18 protein-coding genes are annotated in these 26,936 nt (G+C 45.0%); 2 read left to right on the forward strand and 16 right to left on the reverse strand.

Annotated features, from left to right (window positions below; genetic code table 11):
* Positions 1-5 precede the first annotated feature (5 nt).
* The 16 genes from MJO57_RS06010 to MJO57_RS06080 form a co-directional block, all read right to left on the reverse strand.
* On the reverse strand, positions 6-2,072 hold the full coding sequence (locus MJO57_RS06010) for an F-box protein (RefSeq protein WP_252023726.1): 2,067 nt from the start codon (positions 2,070-2,072) through the stop codon (positions 6-8).
* Between the two features lie 113 nt (positions 2,073-2,185).
* Complete coding sequence (locus tag MJO57_RS06015; RefSeq protein WP_252023727.1) at positions 2,186-4,210, reverse strand: F-box protein; 2,025 nt, start codon at positions 4,208-4,210, stop codon at positions 2,186-2,188.
* 45 nt (positions 4,211-4,255) lie between these two features.
* The gene (locus MJO57_RS06020) at positions 4,256-6,346 is read right to left on the reverse strand and encodes an F-box protein (protein WP_252023729.1); all 2,091 of its coding nucleotides are present in this window, start codon (positions 6,344-6,346) and stop codon (positions 4,256-4,258) included.
* Positions 6,347-6,390: 44 nt separating this feature from the next.
* On the reverse strand, positions 6,391-8,487 hold the full coding sequence (locus MJO57_RS06025) for an F-box protein (RefSeq protein WP_252023731.1): 2,097 nt from the start codon (positions 8,485-8,487) through the stop codon (positions 6,391-6,393).
* Positions 8,488-8,530: 43 nt separating this feature from the next.
* Positions 8,531-9,526, reverse strand: coding sequence for a hypothetical protein (locus MJO57_RS06030; protein ID WP_252023733.1), 996 nt, complete (start codon positions 9,524-9,526; stop codon positions 8,531-8,533).
* A gap of 146 nt (positions 9,527-9,672) precedes the next feature.
* Entirely contained in the window at positions 9,673-10,428 is a 756-nt protein-coding gene (gene istB, locus MJO57_RS06035) for an IS21-like element helper ATPase IstB (RefSeq protein WP_252017309.1), read from the reverse strand.
* A gap of 12 nt (positions 10,429-10,440) precedes the next feature.
* Positions 10,441-11,583, reverse strand: a complete 1,143-nt coding sequence (gene istA / locus MJO57_RS06040) for an IS21 family transposase (RefSeq protein ID WP_256493325.1) — start codon at positions 11,581-11,583, stop codon at positions 10,441-10,443.
* Between the two features lie 34 nt (positions 11,584-11,617).
* Positions 11,618-13,188, reverse strand: a protein-coding gene (locus MJO57_RS06045; RefSeq protein WP_252023737.1) for an IS3 family transposase whose coding sequence is annotated in 2 segments (ribosomal slippage) — positions 11,618-12,714 and positions 12,714-13,188 — 1,572 coding nt in all. Because the reading frame shifts where the segments join, the coding sequence is not laid out codon by codon here.
* On the reverse strand, positions 13,140-13,652 hold the full coding sequence (locus MJO57_RS06050; protein ID WP_252023739.1) for a hypothetical protein: 513 nt from the start codon (positions 13,650-13,652) through the stop codon (positions 13,140-13,142). The genes MJO57_RS06045 and MJO57_RS06050 overlap by 49 nt, the downstream gene beginning before the upstream one ends.
* A gap of 246 nt (positions 13,653-13,898) precedes the next feature.
* The gene (locus MJO57_RS06055) at positions 13,899-14,702 is read right to left on the reverse strand and encodes a hypothetical protein (protein ID WP_252023741.1); all 804 of its coding nucleotides are present in this window, start codon (positions 14,700-14,702) and stop codon (positions 13,899-13,901) included.
* 19 nt (positions 14,703-14,721) lie between these two features.
* Positions 14,722-15,762, reverse strand: a complete 1,041-nt coding sequence (locus MJO57_RS06060) for an IS1595 family transposase (protein ID WP_252017335.1) — start codon at positions 15,760-15,762, stop codon at positions 14,722-14,724.
* Between the two features lie 49 nt (positions 15,763-15,811).
* Positions 15,812-16,060, reverse strand: a complete 249-nt coding sequence (locus MJO57_RS33165; protein WP_371924788.1) for an F-box protein — start codon at positions 16,058-16,060, stop codon at positions 15,812-15,814.
* 30 nt (positions 16,061-16,090) lie between these two features.
* The gene (locus tag MJO57_RS06065; protein ID WP_252023743.1) at positions 16,091-18,181 is read right to left on the reverse strand and encodes an F-box protein; all 2,091 of its coding nucleotides are present in this window, start codon (positions 18,179-18,181) and stop codon (positions 16,091-16,093) included.
* A 44-nt stretch (positions 18,182-18,225) separates the two neighbouring features.
* A complete protein-coding gene (locus MJO57_RS06070; RefSeq protein WP_252023745.1) occupies positions 18,226-20,307 on the reverse strand; it encodes an F-box protein in 2,082 nt (693 codons plus the stop codon).
* 43 nt (positions 20,308-20,350) lie between these two features.
* The gene (locus MJO57_RS06075; protein WP_252023747.1) at positions 20,351-22,414 is read right to left on the reverse strand and encodes an F-box protein; all 2,064 of its coding nucleotides are present in this window, start codon (positions 22,412-22,414) and stop codon (positions 20,351-20,353) included.
* A 39-nt stretch (positions 22,415-22,453) separates the two neighbouring features.
* Positions 22,454-24,550, reverse strand: coding sequence for an F-box protein (locus MJO57_RS06080; RefSeq protein ID WP_252023749.1), 2,097 nt, complete (start codon positions 24,548-24,550; stop codon positions 22,454-22,456).
* Between the two features lie 592 nt (positions 24,551-25,142).
* Between MJO57_RS06080 and ftnA the strand changes: the two genes are divergently transcribed.
* On the forward strand, positions 25,143-25,655 hold the full coding sequence (gene ftnA, locus MJO57_RS06085; RefSeq protein WP_252023751.1) for a non-heme ferritin: 513 nt from the start codon (positions 25,143-25,145) through the stop codon (positions 25,653-25,655).
* A gap of 416 nt (positions 25,656-26,071) precedes the next feature.
* Positions 26,072-26,935, forward strand: coding sequence for a murein transglycosylase A (locus tag MJO57_RS06090; RefSeq protein ID WP_371924790.1), 864 nt, complete (start codon positions 26,072-26,074; stop codon positions 26,933-26,935).
* The last annotated feature ends 1 nt before the right edge of the window (position 26,936 follow it).

Below are 26,936 nucleotides of genomic sequence, written 5' to 3' on the forward strand. Positions count from 1 at the left end.
CAATGCTAAGAATCCGGTAAATTCATTATTGGTTGCTCGCCAGGCTCACGTTCTATCTGCCAAAAAAACAGGATTTTATGGTCTCTATCCATAGATATGGATTCGACCATTATCGAGTGACCGCAAGGGCTAAACCTGAAGTCGGTAATGTCGCCCTCCGTTTGCAGGAGACCCCTTTCCCGCCAGAAGCCATCCGAGGTTATGCCCAACACAACCAGGCACGATCTGTCATCAACAGTGAGGCCGGCAAAAAGGTAGCCCCCTTGATTAAAAACCAGTTTACTGATTCGTAAATCACCGTCCGGGGTTTGCTGACTCCATTCACCGTGTTGCTTTTGTACCCGGATATTCAGCCTTCCCCGATCATCAGTACAAACAATCGTGTTTCCGTCCGGACTGAGCTTTGGGACAGTGGCAGAAGTGGAGTTTCCGGCAGGGGGAAAAAAATCCGGTTCATGCAGATAAGTAAAATTGTGCTGGCAGTTCCAAACTCCGGAGCCATTCAATTGCCAAACCATTGCAGCCCCCTCCCGATGCATCACAAATAAAGAGGAGTCGGTATTGAATTTCACTGTTGATTGAGACCAAAGATGGAATTCATTGTGAAAATACCCATGATCTTTTATGTCCGGCACCCAACGGTTGTCATCCGTTAAATGCCAGATATCAAAACTGCTTCCACCATGAACCACCAGATACCTGCTATTGGGACTGAAGGTTGCTTCCAGTGGCCTACCTCGGATTAGACGATGCTGAGGTCTGGGGATTTTGATTGCTTCAGTCCACTGACCGTTATCACCAAGACTAAAAACAATAACAAAGTTAGCCTCTAAAAAATGTGTTTTATTAGTGGAGCTTTGCCACGTATCTTTGAAAGATGTAATCATATGTTGGCTGTCCGGGCTGAATTCAATTGTACCAAAACCAAAAAAAAAGGAATGTATTTCTGATGCTGCCTCAGCATTTGCGTAAACTGTAGCGTCCAGTATCCCATTGGCTTTCCAGCTGCCATCATTTTGCTTTCCAAAGATTTTAATACGGGTTTCTTCGTCGAAATCATTTATGACAATATGTTTGCTGTCTGGGCTGAAACTATTCCATTTACTGCGTGGGAAATAGCCCTTGATCTCCCATTGGCCATCCGGTTTCTGGCCAAGAATGGTGGAATTGGTGGGATAGCCATGATAAATCAGTGATTTACCATCGGGCAAAATCTGATAACGGATACGGGTAGAAAAAATATCTTGCCCACCACAATCACCATGGGGAAAAAGATTCTCGACAGTCATTCGCTGTGCTATAGACCAGTCGCCGCTCTTATCCCGTTGGATAAAAGAGAGTAAAGCATCCTTGGCACCGTAGTGGCCAAATACCAAACCACCTGAAGAGGGAGGATCAACAGGCATAAAAAGAGTATTGCCATTGAACAGTTCAATACCGTTAAAGCAACTGTGTAAACTGCGACGAGTAATGGTGATTTCCCTGCTCCAGGAACCATCATTTTCTGCTGTCAAGACAGTATAGTCATAGTTGTAGTTACAGTTATTAGAAGCCTGAAGGATCAAACAACTGTGATTGTCATTGAGGCTGTAAGAAATAATGCGATCTTCACTGTTAAATGAGTTTTTCAACACAAAATTAAGGGATTGGGCATGGATTGTCTCACTGCGTAATTGAGAAGCGTGATATGCACAGATTGCCGGTAGATTTTCAGTAAAATAAGATTGCTCCGCAATGATTGGTATTTTTGATGTCCTGAGATGATGAATCAGTTGTGGGTTGGCAATACACAGATTTCGGTAAAAAAGCTGTTCATTTTTGCTCAGACGTCCGTAGTACCGAGCAGCTTCAAACAATCCATGTTTATCCAGCACCGTGTAAATCCTTCGGGAAGCCAGTGCCAGGTTATACGCATCCTTTAATGGTAAATACCTGGAAATTTGCAACAATAATTCCGGTGGTAGCTTGGCAATAGTCCAACTGTGGAATTGTGCAGATTGTTCAGGCATCTCCGGATTCGTTTCACTGAGAAATGATGCACAGGTTTTTTCCTGTGTGGTGGGCATTAACATGATAAAGCCTGTCATTAGACGGTTAAGGTAAAAGTTTGATTGTTTGTTTGATTAAAAGGTTCGTCCCGAAATTCCACATCTGAAATTGGCTTCAGGGCTTTAAAAGCCACTTTTCATTGTATGTTGCCTGCAGACTCCTGCTCTATTTGCCAAAAAGAGAGGATTTCCTGATATCCATCCAAAGATTCGACCATTATAGAATGACCGCAAGGGCTAAAGTTGAAGTCCTTAATGTTGCCCTCCGCGTGCAGGCGCCCCTTTTCCTGCCAGATGCCGTTTGGGGTTATGCCCAGCACAACCAGGCACGATCTGTCATCAACAGTGAGGCCGGCAAAAAGGTAGCCCTCTTGATTAAAAACCAGTTTACCGATTCGTAAATCACCGTCCGGGGTTTGCCAGGTCCATTCACCGTATTGCTTTTGCACCTGGATATTCAGCCTCCCCCGATCATCAGTACAAACGATCGTGTTGCCGTCCGGACTGACCTTATGGATAGAGGTAACCGTGAAGTTTCCATAAAAGCGATAATTTCTCTTGTTATAAAGATAAGTAAACTGGTGCTGGCATTCCCACACTGCGGAGCTATTCAATTGCCAAACCATTGCATCTCCCTCCCTAAACAACACAAATACAGAGGAGTTGGCATTAAAGGTCACTGTAGAGTCAGGCAAATAACGCTTTGTTTGCTGAAAATATTCATGATCCTTTATTTCAGCCACCCAATTGTTGTCATCCGTTAAATGCCAGATATCCAAACTGCTGTCAGCATGAACAACCAGGTACTTGCTATCGGGACTGAAGGTTGCTTTCAGTGACGTTCTGTTGGCTGGACGCTGCTGATGTTTGGTGATTTTTATCACTTCAGACCATTGACCGTTATTGCCAAGACTAAAAACAATGATAAAGAAACCCTTCACATAAATTGGCAAGTTGCAGCAATTTTTACCGGCATCACTGAAACTGGCCACAAAATGTTGACTGTCCGGACTGAATGCCGTTGTTTCAAAACCAACAATATCTTCATCAATTTTGCCTTCTATCAGAGCCGTTGCATAAAATGTAAAGTCCAGTATCCCGGTGGCTAACCAGCTGCCATCCGTTTGCTTGCCAAAGAATTTGATGCATTCATCACCTATGGCAATATGATTGCTATCCGGACTAAAAATATTTTCACTACTCCATGGACAACAACCTTTGATAGCCCATTTGCCATCCAATTCCTGGCCAAGAATCAAGCAATTGCCGGTGGCTTTGGAATAGAGCAGTGATTTGCCGTCAGGTGAAAGCTGGCGTACAAAAAAGTTATAATTAGTATCTTGCTCACCACAAGCATCAGCAACACTGGGAAAAAGATCGGTAACCGTCATTTTCTGACGTATAGCCCAGTTACCGCTCTCATTCCGTTGGATAAACCACAGAAAAGTATCGTTAGCACCATACCTTGAGAAATAATTCCAAGGACCGGAGGGAGGATCAGCAGGTATAAAAACGGTATTGCCATGGTATCGATCAATGCTGTGAAAGCATTTGAAGAACCGGTGGCTTTCAATAATAAATTCCCTGCTCCAGGAACCCTTATTTTCCGTCGTCCAGATAGACAACTGAGAGTTACGATCATCTTTAATGATCAAACGACTGTGATTATCATTGAGATAGTAATCACTAATGTTTTCTTCCCGGCCAAACGATTTTTTTAGCACAAAATTAATGGACTCGGTATTGGTGATTTGATGGCGTAAATGATAAGCGTGATGTGCGCAAATTGCCGGAAGACTCTCAGTGCAATCAGCTCGCCTGGCAATGAGTTTTATTTTCGATTTTCGCAGATGATCAATCAGTTGCGGGTTGGTAATACTCAGATCCCGGTAAAATAGCCGTTCATTTTTGCTCAGACTTCCATAGGGCCGAACCACTTCAAACAATCCATATTCGTCCAGTACAGCGTGCATCCTCCGGGAAGTCAGAGCCAAATTACACGCATCTTTAAGTGACAAATGTCTGGTAATGTGCAATAGCAATTCCGTCGGAAGCTGAGCAATGCCCCGATGGTGGAATTGAGCGGCTTGTTCAGGAATAGCCGGATTCGCTGTACTCAGAACAGATAAACAAGGTTTTTTCTGTGTAGTAGGTATTAACATAATAAACCCTGTCCTTAAATCATTAAGGAAGCAATCTGATCAAAATCAGCTGGTATAGGCAGGATTCCTGGAATTTGTTGAATTCATTGCTGGTTGCCTGCCAGGCTCCCATTCTATCTGCCAAAAGGACAGTATTTTCTGGTTTCTCACGCTATAGCTAACCGCTATAGAGTGACCGCAAGGACTAAAGTCGAAGTGGATAATGTTGCCCTCCGTTTGCAGGCGACCCTTTTCCTGCCAAATGCCATCCGGGGTTATGCCCAGCACAATCAGGTAAGATCTGTCGTTAACAGGAAGACCAGCTAAAAGGTAGCCCCCTTGATTAAAAATCAAATTACAGAATTGCAAGCCAGGGGCTGGAGTTTGCCGGGTCCATTTTCCGTGTTGCGTTTGCACCCACATCTTTAACCTCCAACGAAGATCAATAAAAACAATCGTGTTTCCGTCCGGGCTTAGCTGCTGGGTAGTGTAATCAATGGAGGGGCCAGATAGGTGATAACTTAGAGTGGGATAAGTAAATCTGTGCTGGCACTCCCACACCCCGGAGTCATTCAATTGCCAAACCATGGCATATCTCTCCTGAAACAGAGCAAATAACGAGGAGCAGGTATTGAATCGCACCGTTGATTCGGGTTCTGACCAGGAAGAGTGGTAGCCTGTGGGAGGCAATTTGTAATATTGCAATTCAGTCTCCCAACGGTTGTCATCTGTTAAATGGCAGACATCCAAACCGTGTTCGCCATAAATAACCAGATACCTGCTATTGGGGCTGAAGGTTGCATTTAGCAACGTCGCTTGGGTTGGACCCAGCTGATGTTTGGTCATTGTTATCGCTTCAGACCATTGACCATCATCGCCAAGACTAAAAACAACGACAAAGAAATCCTCTACATAAATTGGCAAAAGACTGAAGTCTTCCTGAGCATCATCGAAACATGCAACAAAATGTCGACTGTCCGGACTGAATGCAATGGTGTTAAAACCGACAATATCCTCATCCATTCCGGCTTCAGTTAGAGTTGTTGCATAAAATTCAAATTCCAGTATTCCGGTGGCTATCCAGCAGCCATCCTTTTGTTTGCCAAAGAAACTGATAGTTGATGATTCACCTAAGGCAATATGGTTGCTGTCCGGGCTGAATTTCCTGTCATTGTCCCATGGAAAATCACCTTTGATGGCCCATTGGCCATCCAATTCCTGGCCAAGAATCAATAATCTGTCACGATCATGATCAGAATAGATCAGAGATTTGCCGTCGGGTGAAACCTCATAATAGAAATATCTAAAATGCCTACCATAAGTGTTGGAAAAAAGTGCTTCGACAGTCATTCGCTGAGTTTCAGCCCAGGAGCCGCTTTCATCCCGTTGGATAAACGACAGTAAATCATCTTTAGCACCATGCTTTGGATGCACATGCTCATCAGCACCAGCACCAGCACCAGCACCAGCACCAGCACCAGCAGAGGGAGGATCAACAGGTATAACAATAGTATCGCCATGGTATTTACCCATTTTTTCAAAGCACTCGGTGAAACGGAGAAGCTCAATGGTGAACTCTCTGTTCCAGGAACCATTGTTTCCTGCCGTCCAGATTGAAAGCTGGAAATTACGATGATCTTTAATGATTAAACGACTGTGATTACTATTGAGAGAGTGATTACTAATATACTCTTCTCTGCCAAATGACTTATTTAGTACAAAATCAAGGGATTTGGCATTAGTGGTTTCATTGCGCAAATGATAAGCATGATATGCGCAGATTGCCGGAAGATTGTCAGTGTGTTGAGATTGCTCGGCAACGATTTCTATTTTCGATGTCTGCAGGTGATGAATCAGTGGCAGGTTGGCAATACTCAGATTCTGGTAAAACTGCTGTTCATTTTTGCTCAGATTCCCGTAGTACTGAAGAATTCTGATTAATCCATATTCGCACATTACCAAGTGCAACCTTCGGGAAACCATTGCCAAACTACTCACATCCTTAAGTGATAAATGATTGGCTATGTGAAACAATAATTCCGTTGGTAACATAGTAATGGTTCGACTGTGGAAATGAACAGATTGTTCAGGAATAACCGGGTTCGTTTCACACAGAGAAGATGTACAAATTTCTTTCGGTGTAGCAGGTATTAACATGATAAACCCTGTCATTAAAGAATTAAGAAAAAATCTGCTCAAAATCAGCTGGCAAAGGCAGGATTCTGAGAATGTGGTGAATTCATTTCTGGTTGCTTGCCAGGCTCCGATTCTATCTGCCAAAAGGACAGTATTTTCTGGTTTCTCATTCTATAGCTAACCGCTATAGAATGACCGCAAGGGCTAAAGTCGAAGTGGATAATGTTGCCCTCCGTTTGCAGGCGACCCTTTTCCTGCCAGATGCCATCCGGAGTTATGCCCAGCACGATCAGGCAAGTTCTGTCGTTAACAGGAAGACCGGCTAAAAGGTAGCCCCCTTGATTAAAAAACAAATCACAGAATAGCAAATCAGGGGCTGGAGTTTGTAGGGTCCATTCACCGTGTTGCTTTTGCACCCACATATTTAACCTCCAACGACTATCAGTAAAAACAATCGTGTTTCCGTCCGGGCTGAGCTTCTGGATAGTGTAATCATTGGGGGGGCCATAAAAGCGATATTTTATACTGGACGTCGGATAAGTAAACCTGTGTTGGCACTCCCACACCCCGGAGTCATTCAATTGCCAAACCATGGCATCTCCCTCCAGAAACAGAACAAATATCGAGGAGCAGGTATTGAATCTCACCATTGATTCAGGTTCTAGCCAGGATTCGAAGCCTGTGGGAGGCAATTGGTAATATTGCAATTCAGTCTCCCAACGGTTGTCATCTGTTAAATGGCAGACATCCAAACCGTGTTCGCCATAAATAACCAGATACCTGCTATTGGGGCTGAAGGTTGCATTCAGCAACATCTCTTGGGTTGAATGCAGCTGATGTTTGGTCATTGTTATCGCTTCAGACCATTGACCATCATCACCAAGACTAAAAACAACGACAAAGAAATCATCTACATAAATTGGCATATCAGCGCAATCTTCCTGAGCGTCATCGAAACATGCAACAAAATGTCGACTGTCCGGACTGAATGCAGTGGTGTTAAAACCGACAATATCCTCATCCATTCCGGCTTCAGTTAAAGTCGTTGCATAAAATTTAAATTCCAGTATCCCGGTGGTTATCCAGCTGCCATCCTTTTGCTTTCCAAGGAATCTGATAGATGATGATTCACCTAAGGCAATATGGTTGCTATCCGGGCTGAATTTCTTGTTACCGCTCCATGGAAAATCACCTTTGATGGCCCATTGGCCATCCAATTCCTGCCCAAGAATGAAAAATCTGTGAACATAAAGATCAGGATCAGAGTAGATCAGAGATTTGCCGTCGGGTGAAACCTTATAAGAGAAATTTCTAAAATTAGTATCTTGCCTACCACAAGTGTTGGAAAAAAGCGCTTCGACAGTCATTCGCTGAGTTTCATTCCAGGAGCCGCTTTCATCCCGTTGAATAAACGCTAGTAAATCATCTTTAGCACCATGCTTTGGATACACAGGCTCATCAGCATCAGCATCAGCATCAGCATCAGCAAAGGGAGGATCAACAGGTATAGCAATAGTATCGACATGAGATTTACCCATTTTTGCAAAGCAATCGGGGAAACGGAGAAGCTCAATGGTGAACTCTCTGTTCCAGGAACCATTGTTTCCTGCCGTCCAGATTGAAAGCTGGAAATTACCATGATCTTTAATGATTAAACGACTGTGATTACTATTGAGAGAGTAATCACTAATATGCTCTTCTCTGACAAATGACTTATTTAGTACAAAATCAAGGGATTTGGCATTAGTGGTTTCATTGCGCAAATGATAAGCGTGATATGCACAGATTGCTGGAAGATTGTCAGTGCATTGAGATTGCCCGGCAATGATTGACATTTTTGAGGTTTGCAGCTGATGAATCAGTGGTGGGTTGGCAATACTCAGATTCTGGTAAAACTGCTGTTCATTTTTGCTCAGATTCCCGTAGTACTGAAGAATTCTGGTTAATCCATGTTCGCACATTACCAAGTGCAACCTTCGGGAAACCATTGCCAAACTACTCACTTCCTTAAGTGATAAATGACTGGCTATGTGAAACAATAATTCCGTTGGTAACATAGTAATGCTTCGACTGTGGAAATGAGCAGATTGTTCAGGAATAACCGGGTTCGTTTCACACAGAGAAGATGTACAAATTTCTTTCGGTGCAGCAGTTATTAACATGATAAACCCTGTCATTAAAGAATTAAGGAAAATCTTCTCAAAATTAGCTGGCATAAACAGAATTCTGAGAATTTGGTGAATTCATTGCTTGTTGCCTGTCAGATTGTCGTTCTATCTGCCAAAAAGAAAGGATTTTCCGGCCCCCATCCCTGGATCGGACCATTATAGAGTGACCGGAAGGGCTGAAGTTGAAGCGGATAATGTTGCCCTCCGCTTGCAGGCGACCCTTTTCCTGCCAGATGCCATCCGGGGTTATGCCCAGCACAATCAGGCAAGATCTGTCGTCAACAGGAAGACCGGCTAAAAGGTAGCCCCCTTGATTAAAAACCAAATCACAGAATTGAAAACCAGGAGTTTGCCGGGTCCATTCACCGTATTGCTTTTGTACCCGGATATCCAACCTCCCCCGATCGTCAGTACAAACAATTGATTTTCCGTCCGGACTGACCTTCTGGATAGGATGGACAGTGGAATTGTCTTCATTGCGAAGACCTATCCTGCCATACGGATAAGTAAAGCTGTACTGACAATCCCACATTCCGGAGTCATTCAAATGCCAAACCATTGCATATCCCTCCTGAAGCAGCACAAATGCTGAGGAGCAGGGATTGAATGTTACCGTTGATTCCGGAAAAGGATTTATTATTTCCTTGTGGAAGCCTTCATGATCTTTTAGTTCAGTTACATGACGGTTGTCGTTCGTTAAATGCCAGATATCCAAGCCGCTTTCACCATGAACAACCAGGTATCGGCTATCGGGACTGAAGGTTGCTTCCAGTAATACTGTGTTGGTTGGCTGCCGTTGATGCTTGGTGATTTTTATCGTCTCAGTCCATTGACCGTTATCGTCAAGGCTAAAAACAATGATAAAGAAATCCTTTACATAAATTGGCCAGTCGCTGTCATCGTCCCCGGCATCATGAAAACAGGCAATAAAATATTGACTGTCCGGACTGAATGCCGTTGTATTAAAACCAGCAACATCTTCACCTGCTTTGCCTTCTATTAGAGCCCTTGCATATAATTTAAAGTTCAGCATCCCATTGGCTAACCAGCTGCCATCCTTTTGTTTTCCAAAGAATTCGATGCGTTCATTATCACCTGTTGCGTATTCTGGTTAACTTGAACACCTATTCTGTTTCATTTGAACACCCTGAACTCCTTACACATTGCCCAGTGTGATTTTTAGACCAGGTGTTCAACTGCGTCCAATTTTCCAAGCTTTTTGCGCATGGATTCGCCTTTGAGTTCAATCCGGTGGGCATTGTGCATAAGCCGGTCAAGAATGGCGTCGGCCAGAGTTTCATCACCAATGCTGGCATGCCACTTCCGGGTGGGCAATTGACTGGTAACCAACGTGGAACCTTGCTCGTGCCTGTCATCCATGACTTCCAGCAGATCGTTCCTTTGTTGCTGCGTCAGTGGTTCCAGGCCCCAGTCGTCCAGAATCAGCAAGTCTACTTTTGCCAGTTGTTTCAACTGCCTGCTGTAGCTGCCATCACCGTGGGCAAGGATCAGTTCATCCAGTAGCCTGGACATCCGATAGTACCGGACACTGTAGCCTTTCAGACAAGCCATGTGCCCAAGGGCGCAGGCCAGGTAGCTCTTACCGGAACCACAAGGTCCGGTGATCAACAGGTTCCTGTACCGGTCAAGCCAGCCTCCTCCAGACAGGCTGGCCATCTGGTTCTGTTTGAGACCTCTGGGGTGTTCATAGTCAATGTCGTGTATCCGGGCAGCCAGTTTAAACCGGGCGCTTCTGAGCAGCCGAGCCAGACGTTTATTGTTTCGCTCTGTTTCTTCCTGCTCAGTAAGCAACGACAGTCGTTCTTCAAAGCTAAGGCTACTGTAGGTGCCCGGCTGGTCCAGCTGTTGATTGAGGGCATCTGCCATTCCGGTCAGTCGCAGTGACCTAAGGCGAGCCAGTGTTTCATTGATCATGTTCGCCTCCGGTTATTGATAGCAAATAGCGCCACGAATATTTTCGTGATCATCATGCAAGGGACCTGTCGTTTGTTTTAACTGTGGCTCCAATGGCATCAGGTCTTTGCCTGACTGGAGGATTGATCGGACATTTTTTAACCGATAACCCCCGATGTTCCTGGCATGGGCGCAGGCGTTGTTGAGTCGTTCAGTTCCATATTCCCGCTGCAGGTTTAGCAGCCCCAATGAAGCTCGATAGGCTTGTTCAGGATGCTCCTTGCTATCCAGCAGTGATTGAATAAAACAATAGACTTCCTGACCAATGTCGTTAGCCCAGTTAAGTAAACGCTCAGGCGTCCAATCCTGATGGTGACGATGTCGTTCCGGCATATGAACTGCTAACGTCGTAAATCCACGTGTGTGCTTGCGAGCGTGGCTGGCCACCACTTTACCGTTAGCGTAGATCGTGACGCAGTGCTCAGTCGCCTGTACTTCTACTTCCTGCCTGGCAAGCTGATGGGGAACCGAGTAGGCGTGCCCCTTGCAGATAATATGATAATCCACATTCACCCGGGCCTTGATAAACTCAGCGAACACAAAAGATTGCTTCGGCAGTGGCTTGAGGGCTGGTTCATCCAGTTGTTCAAACGCACTACGTCGCGTTCCTGGCAACTGCTTAAAGGGCTTCAGGTTCAGTTCGATTAACAGCTCACGTATCCGCAGGTTCAGCTCTGCCAGGGTAAAGAACATTTCATGACGAAGCCTGGCCAGTATCCACCGCTCCACTACCTGTACACCGACTTCTGCTTTGGCCTTGTCTTTGGGTTTGTAGGGGCGTGCCGGAATGACTGCCACCTGGTAGTGACAAGCCAGGTGCTGGTATGATGGGTTGAGATCCGGCTCGTACCGACAGGCTTTGATAACTGCGCACTTTGGGTTGTCTGGCACAACAATTTCTGGCACCCCACCAAAGAACTCAAAGGCCCGTTCATGAGACCCCAGCCAGTCCTCTGTTTTTTGTGACAGAGTCGCTTCAGCGTAGGTATAGTTGGACGCTCCCAGCACTGCCACAAATATCTGGGCATTGTGGGCAATTTCGCCGGTGTCCGGGTTGATGATTGGCATGGTTGGCCCGGCATAATCAACAAATAACTTTTCACCTGCATTGTGCAGCTGCGGTGTTTGTCAACATAGTTGTCGCCTCAACTTAAGCGGCTTTGCTTAGTTGATCATCAGCAGGTCTGTCGGGATTCAACCAGACTTCATCAGCCAGATCCCAGTTCCTTGTTGACCTCTTTCCCCAGCGCTCTGGGTGACGTTCTTTGGCTTGTTCATAAACCTTTCTGCGGTTAGCCATAAGCACCTTGGTTTCACCACGATGCCTTTGCCCGGGTGTCAGAAATTTCAGCCCACTGTGCTTGTGCTCTTCGTTGTACCATTGGGCAAAACCATGCACCCAGCTACGTGCTGCTTCAAGATCAGCAAATGGCGTGCGCGGATAACCAGGGCGGTATTTCAGGGTTCTGAATATGGCCTCGGAAAAGGGGTTATCATCACTGACCCGGGGACGACTGAATGAGCTCACGACCCCAAGACGCTGCAGTGTTGACAGCATAGTGCCACCCTTCATGGGACTACCATTATCTGAGTGCAGAACCAGTGGCCACTCCAAGGCTGCAATTCCCTGTTTGATACAGGCTTTAGTGATCATTTCTGATGCATGCTCAGCTGATTCGGTTTCATGAATTTCCCATGTAACAATCATACGACTAAAGATGTCTATCACCAGGTACAGGTAATAAAACTGCCCCCGTATCGGAGAGCGCAGATAGGTAATATCCCAGGACCAGACCTGGTTGGGTCCGGTAGCACACCAGGACGTTGGCTTATACCTGTTTGGCTTGGCAGCACTGCCCCGATGATGCTGTTGCCCTGTTTCCTCCAACACCCGGTAAAATGTCCTTTCAGACCCCATATAGAGACCTTCATCTAACAATGTGGGCACAATCTGGCTGGGCGGAAGGCTTTTGAACCGCTCGCTGTTACAGACGTCAACAATCGCCTGTCGCTCAGCTTCAGAAAACTTGTTAACCGGTTCTGGCCTGTCAGCATTTTTGCGATTATCTGCGCGCACGTCATCACCCTGCATCCAGCGTTGTACAGTTCTTTCTGTAAGACCAAGGGCTTTGCAGGCTTTTGACTGACGAGCCCCATCTTTAACTGCCTGTTTAATCAGGCTAACAGCATTTTGTCGATCCGGGAGAGAGACTAATCGTCCTCTGGCGCCCCCCAGATCTCTTGGGCCTTTTTTGTGAGTACCAGCAAGGCAGCAGTTTCTGCTAACGCCTTGTCCTTGCGATTGAGTTCACGCTCAAGCTTTTTGATGGTTTTCTTATCTTTTTTGTGTTCGTCAGACAGCGCCTTACGCTGTTTTGACTGACTTTCAGGCTGGACAGAAACACTGTTAATAAAGGCAGCCTTCCACTGCTGAATTTGTTCAGCAAACAGACCTTTTTTACGACAGTATTCAGCCATTTCTGCTTCATTTAACGCAGCCGTTTCAATGATTACGGCTAACTTGTTTTCAGTTGTCCATTGATCTGGATTCTTTCCGTCGCCCGGCACAGGCACTCCTTTAGATACTGCTTTCTTTCGCCAAGTGTACAGGGTCAAATCAGAGATACCAGTCTCACGTACCAACTGCGAAACTGGCACATTATTGGGTGGCATCATCTTCTGAATGATGGACTCTTTGAACTCTTCTGAATAGCGGGCCATTGATTACTCATAGACCGCCCCCTGTTGAGATTTCTAATTTCAGGAGAGGCGACAACTATGCTGACACAGGGGGGCTGTCGCATAGATCGCTTTTGACAACCACGCCACTGATTGTAACGGTGACAGTACTGGGCATAGCTGTAGGCATTGAGGGGGTGGGCCTGACAGTATTCTTCCCAGAGTCGTTGTTTGGTCACTTCCTTGCGCTTCAGTTCCTGATGCACCTCAGCCCAGTCAGGATCAATCAACCCTTTTCGATTGGCTATCGAGGCATCGGGAAACAGCGCCTGAATAAGCTCAGGCTCAGATATATCCTCTGCCAGGGGCCAGCTTAATTCCGATTCCTGAAAGGCCTTAACGTAGTTGGATACCGTCCCCACACTGACCCGTACACTGCGGGAAATTTGTCGGAAGCTGAGTTGGCTGCCAAACCGCATCCGGAGTATTTCTAGTAGCTTACGCATGGTAATCCTGTTTTCTGTCATGGCCGGTTCCCTCTCTTGGTACAGATAAGAACGGCCAAAGTTATGGAAAATCAATGCATAAGAAGATATTTGTTAGCTGTATTAGACCGGTTTATGGTCTGTTGAACAGCGTTTCTGGAAGCTTGAACGGTGATTCTGGAAATCATCAAAAAGTGTTCAAAAGAAACCAGAATAGGTGTTCAAGTGTTACCAGAATGGGTGTTCAAGTGTTACCAGAATGAGTGTTCAAGAGTTACCAGAATATGCACCTGTGGCAATATGATTGCTATCCGGGCTGAAAATTATCTGGTGACTCCATGGACAACAACCTTTAATAGCCCATTCACCATCAAATTTCTGGCCAAGAATATAGCACTTGTCGATGGATTCAGAATAGATCAGTAGTTTTCCGTCGGGCGAAACCTGATAAGAGAAATAGTTAAAATAATTACCTTGCTCACCACAAACATCAGCAGCATAAGGAAAAAGCTCACTGACAGTCATTTGCTGTCTTTCAGCCCATTTGCCGGTCTCATTCCGTTGGATAAACGACAGCAAAGTATCGTTGGTATAATACTTCGAAAAATAATCTCTATTAGCAGAGGGAGGATCAACAGGCAAAAAAAAAGTATTGCCATGGTATCGATCAATGCTGTCAAAGCATTTGAAGAAACGGTGGCTTTCAATAATGAATTCCCTGCTCCAGGAACCATTATTTTCCGTCGTCCAGATAGACAACTGAGAGTTACGATTATCTTTAATGATCAAACGACTGTGATTATCGTTGAGATAGTAATCACTAATGTATTCTTCCCGGCCAAACGATTTTTTCAGCACAAAATTAACGGACTCGGTATTGGTGATTTGATGGCGTAAATGATAAGCGTGATGTGCGCAAATTACCGGAAGACTCTCAGTGCAATCAGCTCGCCTGGCAATGAGTTTTATTTTCGATTTTCGCAGATGATCAATCAGTTGCGGGTTGGTAATACTCAGATCCCGGTAAAATAGCTGTTCATTTTTGCTCAGACTTCTATAGGGCCGAACCACTTCAAACAATCCATATTGGCTAAGTTACCGTTAATGGTTGGAAGCACCAATGTTCAGTAATTCTGCTGATCAACCGGCCAACAGTTAATTTTTTTGCTGCCGTCAGTTCTCGCCTCCAGGCCAGATAATGGGGAAGGTAACGAGTTGCAACCCCTTGGAATACGCCGCCAATCCAGCGTTTTAAATGACTGTGATAAGAATTTACAGTCTGGATGTGGTAGATGCCTTCAACAACATGTTGACCTGCTGATGTCACCAGCTCCTTGAAGACAAATCCAAGCTTGTCAGCAAGTTTTTCGTGAGCGAGGTGTGCATCCGCACAGACCGTGGCCTGTATCGATATGCGGCCATTTAAATGCCTGCACAATTCATTAGCACTTTCGTTTTCTAATACACCGTCAACGGTATTTCGATTACGGTCCCGAGCCACCATTACCGGGACTTTTCGGGCTTTGTTGGGATCATTACCCCGCTTTCGGGTTGGCCGTGGAAGGCCTTCTCTTTGCCCTTTGAAGGATTCACGGAAAAATGTTTCATCAAGCTCAGTAATGCCACAAAGCTCTTCTGCTTGATCATTATTAATCACTTCAAGAAAGCGGTGACGCCAGCGGAACGCAGTTTTCAAGTCAATGGCATTCTCAGCAGCAGCTGGTCGCAAGACCATAGAGTGAGTCATACCTGCGAGGTACTTGTTCCATTTTTCAGGGTGCCTGAGCCTTGCCAAAGGCGTTCCACTAAAGGCGTTAAACGTTGAGTCGCAAGTCTTGCAGTGGTAGCGCTGTCGGCCATTTCGTATGCCCCAGCGACCAACGCTATGGCTTTTGCATTTGGGGCACCTGGGGTTTTCGGCAAATTGGGCAAGTATGCTCTTTTCTACGTCAGGTGTTGCATTATCGTTATTGGGTATAGATTCACTGTAAACAGGTTCAGAGTCAGTGGTTTCTACTACCTCGGTAACCTCTATTTGAGTACTAAGGAGCGAGTTGTTAAGAATGTCTCGCTGTTCACTGGTTAATGTTGAAATGGAATCAATAAAATTCTGGAAGAGTTCAGATTGCATATCACTCCCCTACAACGTAGATTTTATGGGAGTTTAGCTGATTCAACCATTAACGGTAACTTAGCCATCCATATTCGTCCAGTACTGCGTGCATCCTTCGGGAAGTCAGAGCCAAATTACACGCATCTTTAAGTGACAAATGTCTGGTAATGTGCAATAGCAATTCCGTCGGAAGCTGAGCAATGCCCCGATGGTGGAATTGAGCGGCTTGTTCAGGAATAGCCGGATTCGCTGCACTCAGAACAGATAAACAAGGTTTTTTCTGTGTAGTAGGTATTAACATAATAAACCCTGTCATTAAATCATTAAGGAAGCAATCTGATCAAAATCAGCTGGCATAGGCAGGATTCCTGGAATTTGTTGAATTCATTGCTGGTTGCCTACCAGGCTCCCATTCTATCTGCCAAAAGGACAGGATATTCTGGTTTCTCACTCTATAGCTAACCGCTATAGAGTGACCGCAAGGACTAAAGTCGAAGTGGATAATGTTGCCCTCCGTTTGCAGGCGACCCCTTTCCTGCCAGATGCCATCCGGGGTTATGCCCAGCACAATCAGGCAAGATTTGTCGTAAACAGGAAGACCAGCTAAAAGGTAGCCCCCTTGATTAAAAACCAAATTACAGAATTGCAAACCGGGGGCTGGATTTTGCCGGGTCCATTTTCCGTGTTGCTTTTGCACCCACATCTTTAACCTCCAACGATTATCAATAAAAACAATCGTTTTTCCGTCCGGGCTTAGCTGCTGGGTAGTGTAATCAATGGTGGGGCCAGATAGGCGATGAATTACAGTGGGATAAGTAAATCTGTGCTGGCACTCCCACACCCCGGAGTCATTCAATTGCCACACCATGGCATATCCCTCCTGAAACAGAGCAAATAACGAGGAGCAGGTATTGAATCGCACCGTTGATTCGGGTTCTGGCCCGGAAGAGTGGTAGCCTGTGGGAGGCAATTTGTAATATTTCAATTCAGCCACCCAACGGTTGTCATCTGTTAAATGGCAGACCTCCAAACCGTGTTTGCCATAAATAACCAGATACCTGCTATTGGGGCTGAAGGTTGCATTCAGCAGCGTCGCTTGGGTTGGACGCAGCTGATGTTTGGTCATTGTTATCGCTTCAGACCATTGACCATCATCACCAAGACTAAAAACAACGACAAAGAAATCCTCTACATGAATTGGCACATCAGCGCCATCTTCCTGAGCGTCATCGAAACATGCAACAAAATGTCGACTGTCCGGACTGAATGCAATGGAGCTAAAACCGACAATATCCTCATCCATTCCGGCTTCAGTTAGAGTCGTTGCATAAAATTCAAATTCCAGTATCCCGGTGGTTATCCAGCCGCCATCCTTTTGCTTTCCAAGGAATCTGATAGTTGATGACTCACCTAAGGCAATATGGTTGCTGTCCGGGCTGAATTTCTTGTTACCGCTCCATGGAAAATGACCTTTGATTGCCCATTGGCCATCCAATTCCTGGCCAAGAATGAATAATCTGTGAACAAAAAGATCAGGATCAGAGTAGATCAGAGATTTTCCGTCGGGTGAAACCTCATAATAGAAATATTTTAAATAATAAGTATCTTGCCTACCACAAGTGTTGGGAAAAAGCGCTTCGACAGTCATTCGCTGAGTTTCAGTCCAGGAGCCGCTTTCATCCCGTTGAATAAACGCTAGTAAATCATCTTTAGCACCATGCTTTGGATACACAGGCTCATCAGCATCAGCATCAGCATCAGCAAAGGGAGGGGCAACAGGTACAACAATAGTATCGCCATGGTATTTACCCATTTTTTTAAAGCACTTGCGGTAATGGAGAAGCTCAATGGTGAACTCTCTGTTCCAGGAACCATTGTTTCCTGCCGTCCAGATTGAAAGCTGGGAATTACCATGATCTTTAATGATTAAACGACTGTGATTACTATTGATATAGTAATTACTAATATGCTCTTCTCTGACAAATGACTTGTTTAGTACAAAATCAAGGGATTTGGCATTAGTGGTTTCATTGCGCAAATGATAAGCGTGATATGCACAGATTGCCGGAAGATTGTCAGTGCATTGAGAGTGCCTGGCAATGATTGACATTTTTGAGGTTTGCAGGTGATGAATCAGTGGTGGGTTGGCAATACTCAGATTCTGGTAAAACTGCTGTTCATTTTTGCTCAGATTCCCGTAGTACTGAAGAATTCTGATTAATCCATATTCGCACATTACCAAGTGCAACCTTCGGGAAACCATTGCCAAACTGCTCGCATCCTTAAGTGATAAATGACTGGCTATATGAAACAATAATTCCGTTGGTAACATAGTAATGCTTCGACTGTGGAAATGAGCAGATTGTTCAGGAATAACCGGGTTCGTTTCGCATAGAGAAGATGTACCAATTTCTTTCGGTGCAGCAGGTATTAACATGATAAACTCTGTCATTAAAGAATTAAGGAAAAGTCTTCTCAAAATTAGCTGGCAAAGGCGGGATTCTGAGAATGTGGTGAATTCATTTCTGGTTGCTTGCCAGGCTCCCACTCTATCTGCCAAAAGGACAGGATATTCTGGTTTCTCACTCTATAGCTAACCGCTATAGAATGACTGCAAGGACTAAAGTCGAAGTGGATAATGTTGCCCTCCGCTTGCAGGCGACCCTTTTCCTGCCAGATGCCATCCGGGGTTATGCCCAGCACGATCAGGCAAGATCTGTCGTCAACAGGAAGACCGGCTAAAAGGTAGCCCCCTTGATTAAAAACCAAATCACAGAATTGCAAACCAGGGGCTGGAGTTTGTCGGGTCCATTCACCGTGTTGCTTTTGCACCCACATATTTAACCTCCAACGACTATCAGTAAAAACAATCGTGTTTCCGTCCGGGCTGAGCTGCTGGATAGTGTAAGCATTGGGGGGGCCATAAAAGCGATATTTTATACTGGACGTCGGATAAGTAAACCTGTGCTGGCACTCCCACACCCCGGAGTCATTCAATTGCCAAACCATGGCATCTCCCTCCAGAAACAGAACAAATGTCGAGGAGCAGGTATTGAATCTCACCATTGATTCGGGTTCTAGACAGGATTCGAAGCCTGTGGGAGGCAATTGGTAATATTGCAATTCAGTCTCCCAACGGTTGTCATCTGTTAAATGGCAGACATCCAAACCGTGTTCGCCATAAATAACCAGATACCTGCTATCGGGGCTGAAGGTTGCATTCAGCAACATCTCCTGGGTTGAATGCAGCTGATGTTTGGTCATTGTTATCGCTTCAGACCATTGACCATCATCACCAAGACTAAAAACAACGACAAAGAAATCCTCTACATAAATTGGCATATCAGCGTAATCTTCCTGAGCGTCATCGAAACATGCAACAAAATGTCGACTGTCCGGACTGAATGCAGTGGTGTTAAAACCAACAATTTCCTCATCCATTCTGGCTTCAGTTAGAGTCGCTGCATAAAATGCATATTTAAGTATCCCGGTGGCTATCCAGCTGCCATCCTTTTGCTTTCCAAGGAATCTGATAGTTGATGATTCACCTATGGCAATATGGTTGCTATCCGGGCTGAATTGCTTGTCACGGTTCCATGATGGAAAATCACCTTTGATGGCCCATTGGCCATCCAATTCCTGGCCAAGAATGAAGAATCTGTCACGATTAGAATAGATCAGAGATTTGCCGTCGGGTGAAACCTTATAAGAGAAATTTCTAAAATTAGTATCTTGCCTACCACAAGTGTTGGAAAAAAGCGCTTCGACAGTCATTCGCTGAGTTTCATTCCAGGAGCCGCTTTCATCCCGTTGAATAAACGCTAGTAAATCATCTTTAGCACCATGCTTTGAATACACAGGCTCATCAGCATCAGCATCAGCATCAGCAAAGGGAGGATCAACAGGTATAGCAATAGTATCGACATGAGATTTACCCATTTTTTCAAAGCAATCGGGGAAACGGAGAAGCTCAATGGTGAACTCTCTGTTCCAGGAACCATTGTTTCCTGCCGTCCAGATTGAAAGCTGGAAATTACCATCATCTTTAATGATTAAACGACTGTGATTACTATTGAGAGAGCAATCACTAATATGCTCTTCTCTGCCAAATAACTTGTTTAGTACAAAATCAAGGGATTTGGCATTAGTGGTTTCATTGCGCAAATGATAAGCGTGATATGCACAGATTGCCGGAAGATTGTCAGTGCATTGAGAGTGCCTGGCAATGATTGACATTTTTGATGTTTGCAGGTGATGAATCAGTGGTGGGTTGGCAATACTCAGATTCTGGTAAAACTGCTGTTCATTTTTGCTCAGATTCCCGTAGTACTGAAGAATTCTGATTAATCCATGTTCGCACATTACCAAGTGCAACCTTCGGGAAACCATTGCCAAACTACTCACATCCTTAAGTGATAAATGACTGGCTATGTGAAACAATAATTCCGTTGGTAACATAGTAATGCTTCGACTGTGGAATTGAGCAGATTGGTCAGGAATAACCGGGTTCGTTTCACACAGAGAAGATGGACAAATTTCTTTCGGTGCAGCAGTTATTAACATGATAAACCCTGTCATTAAAGAATTAAGGAAAATCTTCTCAAAATTAGCTGGCATAAACAGAATTCTGAGAATTTGGTGAATTCATTGCTTGTTGCCTGTCAGACTGTCGTTCTATTTGCCAAAAAGAAAGGATTTTCCGGCCTCCATCCCTGGATCGGACCATTATAGAGTGACCGGAAGGGCTAAAGTTGAAGCGGATAATGTTGCCCTCCGCTTGCAGGCGACCCTTTTCTTGCCAGATGCCATCTGGGGTTATGCCCAGCACAATCAGGCAAGATCTGTCGTCAACAGGAAGACCGGCTAAAAGGTAGCCCCCTTGATTAAAAACCAAATCACAGAATTGAAAACCAGGAGTTTGCCGGGTCCATTCACCGTATTGCTTTTGTACCCGGATATCCAACCTCCCCCGATCGTCAGTACAAACAATTGATTTTCCGTCCGGACTGACCTTCTGGATAGGATGGACAGTGGAATTGTCTTCATTGCGAAGACCTATCCTGCCATACGGATAAGTAAAGCTGTACTGACAATCCCACATTCCGGAGTCATTCAAATGCCAAACCATTGCATATCCCTCCTGAAGCAGCACAAATGCCGAGGAGCAGGTATTGAATGTCACCGTTGAATCCGGAAAAAGACTTATTATTTCCTTTTGGAAGCCTTCATGATCTTTTATTTCAGTTACATGACGGTTGTCATCCGTTAAATGCCAGATATCCAAACCGCTTTCGCCATGAACAACCAGGTATCGGCTATCGGGACTGAAGGTTGCTTCCAGTAATACTGTGTTGGTTGGCTGCCGTTGATGCTTGGTGATTTTTATCGTCTCAGTCCATTGACCGTTATCGTCAAGGCTAAAAACAATGATAAAGAAATCCTTTACATAAATTGGCCAGTCGCTGTCATCGTCCCCGGCATCATGAAAACAGGCAATAAAATATTGACTGTCCGGACTGAATGCCGTTGTATTAAAACCAGCAACATCTTCACCTGCTTTGCCTTCTATTAGAGCCCTTGCATATAATTTAAAGTTCAGCATCCCATTGGCTAACCAGCTGCCATCCTTTTGTTTTCCAAAGAATTCGATGCGTTCATTATCACCTGTGGCAATATGATTGCTATCCGGGCTGAAAATTATCTGGTGACTCCATGGACAACAACCTTTAATAGCCCATTCACCATCAAATTTCTGGCCAAGAATATAGCACTTGTCGATGGATTCAGAATAGATCAGTAGTTTTCCGTCGGGCGAAACCTGATAAGAGAAATAGTTAAAATAATTACCTTGCTCACCACAAACATCAGCAGCATAAGGAAAAAGCTCACTGACAGTCATTTGCTGTCTTTCAGCCCATTTGCCGGTCTCATTCCGTTGGATAAACGACAGCAAAGTATCGTTGGTATAATACTTCGAAAAATAATCTCTATTAGCAGAGGGAGGATCAACAGGCAAAAAAAAAGTATTGCCATGGTATCGATCAATGCTGTCAAAGCATTTGAAGAAACGGTGGCTTTCAATAATGAATTCCCTGCTCCAGGAACCATTATTTTCCGTCGTCCAGATAGACAACTGAGAGTTACGATTATCTTTAATGATCAAACGACTGTGATTATCGTTGAGATAGTAATCACTAATGTATTCTTCCCGGCCAAACGATTTTTTCAGCACAAAATTAACGGACTCGGTATTGGTGATTTGATGGCGTAAATGATAAGCGTGATGTGCGCAAATTGCCGGAAGACTCTCAGTGCAATCAGCTCGCCTGGCAATGAGTGTTATTTTCGATTTTCGCAGATGATCAATCAGTTGCGGGTTGGTAATACTCAGATCCCGGTAAAATAGTTGTTCATTTTTGCTCAGACTTCTATAGGGCCGAACCACTTCAAACAATCCATATTCGTCCAGTACAGCGTGCATCCTTCGGGAAGTCAGAGCCAAATTACACGCATCTTTAAGTGACAAATGTCTGGTAATGTGCAATAGCAATTCCGTCGGAAGCTGAGCAATGCCCCGATGGTGGAATTGAGCGGCTTGTTCAGGAATAGCCGGATTCGCTGCACTCAGAACAGATAAACAAGGTTTTTTCTGTGTAGTAGGTATTAACATAATAAACCCTGTCCTTAAATCATTAAGGAAGCAATTTGATCAAAACCAGCTGGTATAGGCAGGATTCCTGGAATTTGTTGAATTCATTGCTGGTTGCCCGCCAGGCTCCCATTCTATCTGCCAAAAGGACAGTATTTTCTGGTTTCTCACTCTATAGCTAACCGCTATAGAGTGACCACAAGGACTAAAGTCGAAGTGGATAATGTTGCCCTCCGTTTGCAGGCGACCCTTTTCCTGCCAAATGCCATCCGGGGTTATGCCCAGCACAATCAGGCAAGATTTGTCGTTAACAGGAAGACCAGCTAAAAGGTAGCCCCCTTGATTAAAAAGCAAATCACAGAATTGCAAGCCAGGGGCTGGAGTTTGCCGGGTCCATTTTCCGTGTTGCTTTTGCACCCACATCTTTAACCTCCAACGAAGATCAATAAAAACAATCGTGTTTCCGTCCGGGCTTAGCTGCTGGGTAGTGTAATCTATGGAGGGGCCAGATAGGCGATGACTTACAGTGGGATAAGTAAATCTGTGCTGGCACTCCCACACCCCGGAGTCATTCAATTGCCACACCATGGCATATCCCTCCTGAAACAGAGCAAATAACGAGGAGCAGGTATTGAATCGCACCGTTGATTCGGCTTCTGACCAGGAAGAGTGGTAGCCTGTGGGAGGCAATTTGTAATATTCCAATTCAGCCACCCAACGGTTGTCATCTGTTAAATGGCAGACATCCAAACCGTGTTCGCCATAAATAACCAGATACCTGCTATTGGGGCTGAAGGTTGCATTCAGCAACGTCGCTTGGATTGGACCCAGCTGATGTTTGGTCATTGTTATCGCTTCAGACCATTGACCATCATCGCCAAGACTAAAAACAACGACAAAGAAATCCTCTACATAAATTGGCACATCAGCGCAATCTTCCTGAGCGTCATCGAAACATGCAACAAAATGTCGACTGTCCGGACTGAATGCAATGGTGTTAAAACCGACAATATCCTCATCCATTCCGGCTTCAGTCAGAGTCGTTGCATAAAATTCAAATTCCAGTATTCCGGTGGCTATCCAGCAGCCATCCTTTTGCTTGCTAAAGAAACTGATAGGTGATGATTCACCTATGGCAACATGGTTGTTGTCCGGGCTGAATTTCTTGTCAGTGTCCCATGGAAAATCACCTTTGATGGCCCATTGGTTATCCAATTCCTGGCCAAGAATCAATAATCTGTCACGATTATGATCAGAATAGATCAGAGATTTGCCGTCGGGTGAAACCTCATAATAGAAATATTTAAAATGCCTATTATGAGTGTTGGAAAAAAGTGCTTCGACAGTCATTCGCTGAGTTTCAGCCCAGGAGCCGTTTTCATCCCGTTGGATAAACGACAGTAAATCATCTTTAGCACCATGCTTTGGATGCACATGCTCATCAGCACCAGCACCAGCACCAGCACCAGCATAAGCATAAGCAGAGGGAGGGGCAACAGGTACAACAATAGTATCGCCATGGTATTTACCCATTTTTTTAAAGCACTTGGGGAAATGGAGAAGCTCAATGGTGAACTCTCTGTTCCAGGAACCATTGTTTCCTGCCGTCCAGATTGAAAGCTGGGAATTACCATGATCTTTAATGATTAAACGACTGTGATTACTATTGATATAGTAATTACTAATATGCTCTTCTCTGACAAATGACTTGTTTAGTACAAAATCAAGGGATTTAGCATTAGTGGTTTCATTGCGCAAATGATAAGCGTGATATGCACAGATTGCCGGAAGATTGTCAGTGCATTGAGATTGCCCGGCAATGATTGACATTTTTGAGGTTTGCAGGTGATGAATCAGTGGTGGGTTGGCAATACTCAGATTCTGGTAAAACTGCTGTTCATTTTTGCTCAGATTCCCGTAGTACTGAAGAATTCTGATTAATCCATATTCGCACATTACCAAGTGCAACCTTCGGGAAACCATTGCCAAACTACTCACATCCTTAAGTGATAAATGACCGGCTATGTGAAACAATAATTCCGTTGGTAACATAGTAATGCTTCGACTGTGGAATTGAGCAGCTTGTTCAGGAATAAACGGGTTAGTTTCACATTGAGAAGATGTGTAAGTTTTTTTCTGTGTAGCAGGTATTAACATGATAAACCCTGTCATCAGGCAATTCAGAGGCAATTAGGGAAAAAAGCTGCTGAAAAGGTTAGTACAGAGATGTCATGTCTAACATTATTTTCAGGACGTTAACTCCCACTTTTGGACAGGTGTACGCCGCTTCCGCTGTTTCATATGGTTAGCTACTTATTGGGCGTGGTGCTTGTGGAGCCTGTTCGAAGTCCGGCTCTGCCCCATCCCGGCTTATAGCCGGTCTGGTTGTCATTGGTGCAGTCTGTTGCAATCAATACCTGCTGCAATGTCGTTAGAATTGGTATTATAATTTCCCTCAAAACCAGACCTTTTATAAGGTCATGGGTAATTATTCGTGGCTCTATTTTGATTACGAACTGCTCTACAGTGAAAACTGACTGTAGGTCACGAAAAACAAGGATTGAGCAACATTACCGGACAATATGCTGACAACCTTTGTAGATAAAGGGCTTCAGCAATGTTCAACCCAGTAGCAGTCTGAAATCCTACAAGAGCCTTATTCGTAACCAGCCTATACAGTCGGTTGCGATTACCCGGGAAACGTCGACAGGCCCTAATAATTCAAATACTGAAAAAGTCAGGAGTCACCATGCTCAGCCAAACCATGATCGACAAGTTAAATGAACAGATTAATCTGGAGTTTTACTCCTCAAATCTGTATCTGCAAATGGCATCCTGGTGTGAAAGCCAGGGGCTGGACGGTTGCAATCACTTTCTCCGCCGCCATGCCCGGGAAGAAATGGAGCATATGCAGAAGCTCTTTGACTACGTAAACGAAACCGGAGCGATGGCCATTCTTGGCGGTATTGATGCGCCTCCCTATGAGTATGCATCTATCCGGGATGTGTTCCTTGCGACTTATGAACATGAGTGTACCGTTACTCAGAAGATCAATGCGCTGGCCCATACCGCATTTACCGAGCAGGATTACTCCACCTTCAATTTCCTGCAATGGTACGTTGCGGAGCAGCACGAAGAAGAGAAGCTGTTCAAATCGATTCTCGATAAAATTGATATGATCGGCATGGAAAACAAAGGCCTGTATTATATTGATCAGGAAGTGGCCAAGCTGATGAGTGATATGCCAGAACCTGGTGTCTGACAATTCCCGGCAGCATGAATGAGTGTTTAGCTTCGTAAGCTTCTTCTATAATGTCGAACCAGTGCTTGCCTGACGCTGCAAGCATCTGGTTCTCGATTTAACCGTCCCTATCAATCAGAAGCATTCACGTGATCTTTGCATATCAGCACTTCAAACACGCTACTTTCAGCTTTTCCAAGTCAGTCACCGGAAGCGCTTTCAGGTTTATTCCTTTTCTGTTCACTCTGCTATTCAGTGGTTGTGGGTTATTGACCAAAGCATCAGAACAACAGCCATTAACCTTCAGTGACCTGGAGGGCTGGAACCAGGAACAGGCTATTGCCGTAAGACCGGCTTTGCTAAACAGTTGCAAGCACCTGAACCGTTCGGTGCTGACCGACAGAAACCCCTGGGGTAACTACCAGCAGTGGCAGTTGTTGTGTAAAGAACTGATGCAGACCCCCGACCGTCAACTGAAAGCCTTTTTTGAGCAAAACTTCACGCCGGTACAGGTCTCTCCCCAGAAAAAAGGCTTATTTACTGCTTATTACTCTCCTGTAATTCCGGGTAGTCTGGCTCCCAGTGAAGATTACTCGATTCCGCTTTTGAAACTTCCTCATGATCTGGTCAAAGTGCGTCTTGCTGATTTCGGGCTCAGTGGACAGGGGCTGGTTGGTCGGGTTGAGAAAGGTTTTCTGAAACCCTATGGCAGCCGGGCAGAGATCGATCAACAGACAGCGAAAACCAGCGATGTGCTCATCTGGTTGAGCAATCCTGTTGATAAGTTCTTCCTGCAGGTTCAGGGATCAGGGAATGTCGAACTGCCTGACGGAAAGATCATTCATGTTGGATATGCTGGCAATAATGGCCACCAATATGTGGCTATTGGGAAAATACTGAAACAGAAGGGGGAGCTTGAAGACGTATCCATGCAAACCATCCGGTCATGGCTTGAAAAAAATCCTGACAAGAGAGAATGGCTACTCAACCAGAACCCGCGATACATCTTTTTCAGTTTTTCTGATGAAGGAGCCATCACTGCTCAGGGCGTGCCAGCTACCACGAGAAGAACACTGGCCGTCGATCCATCTTATATTCCCCTTGGCTTGCCGGTGTGGCTCGATACCCGCCTCACTGCCACCGGTGAGAAATTCCAGCAGCTGATGGTTGCCCAGGATACCGGAAGCGCAATAAAGGGCCCCGTCCGGGGAGACATCTATATGGGTATTGGCAACGATGCCGCCCTGATTGCAGGGCCACAACAGGAGCCGGGCAAGTTATATGTGCTGATTCCCCGGTAGC

Source organism: Endozoicomonas sp. SCSIO W0465 (assembly GCF_023716865.1).
Lineage (GTDB): Bacteria > Pseudomonadota > Gammaproteobacteria > Pseudomonadales > Endozoicomonadaceae > Endozoicomonas.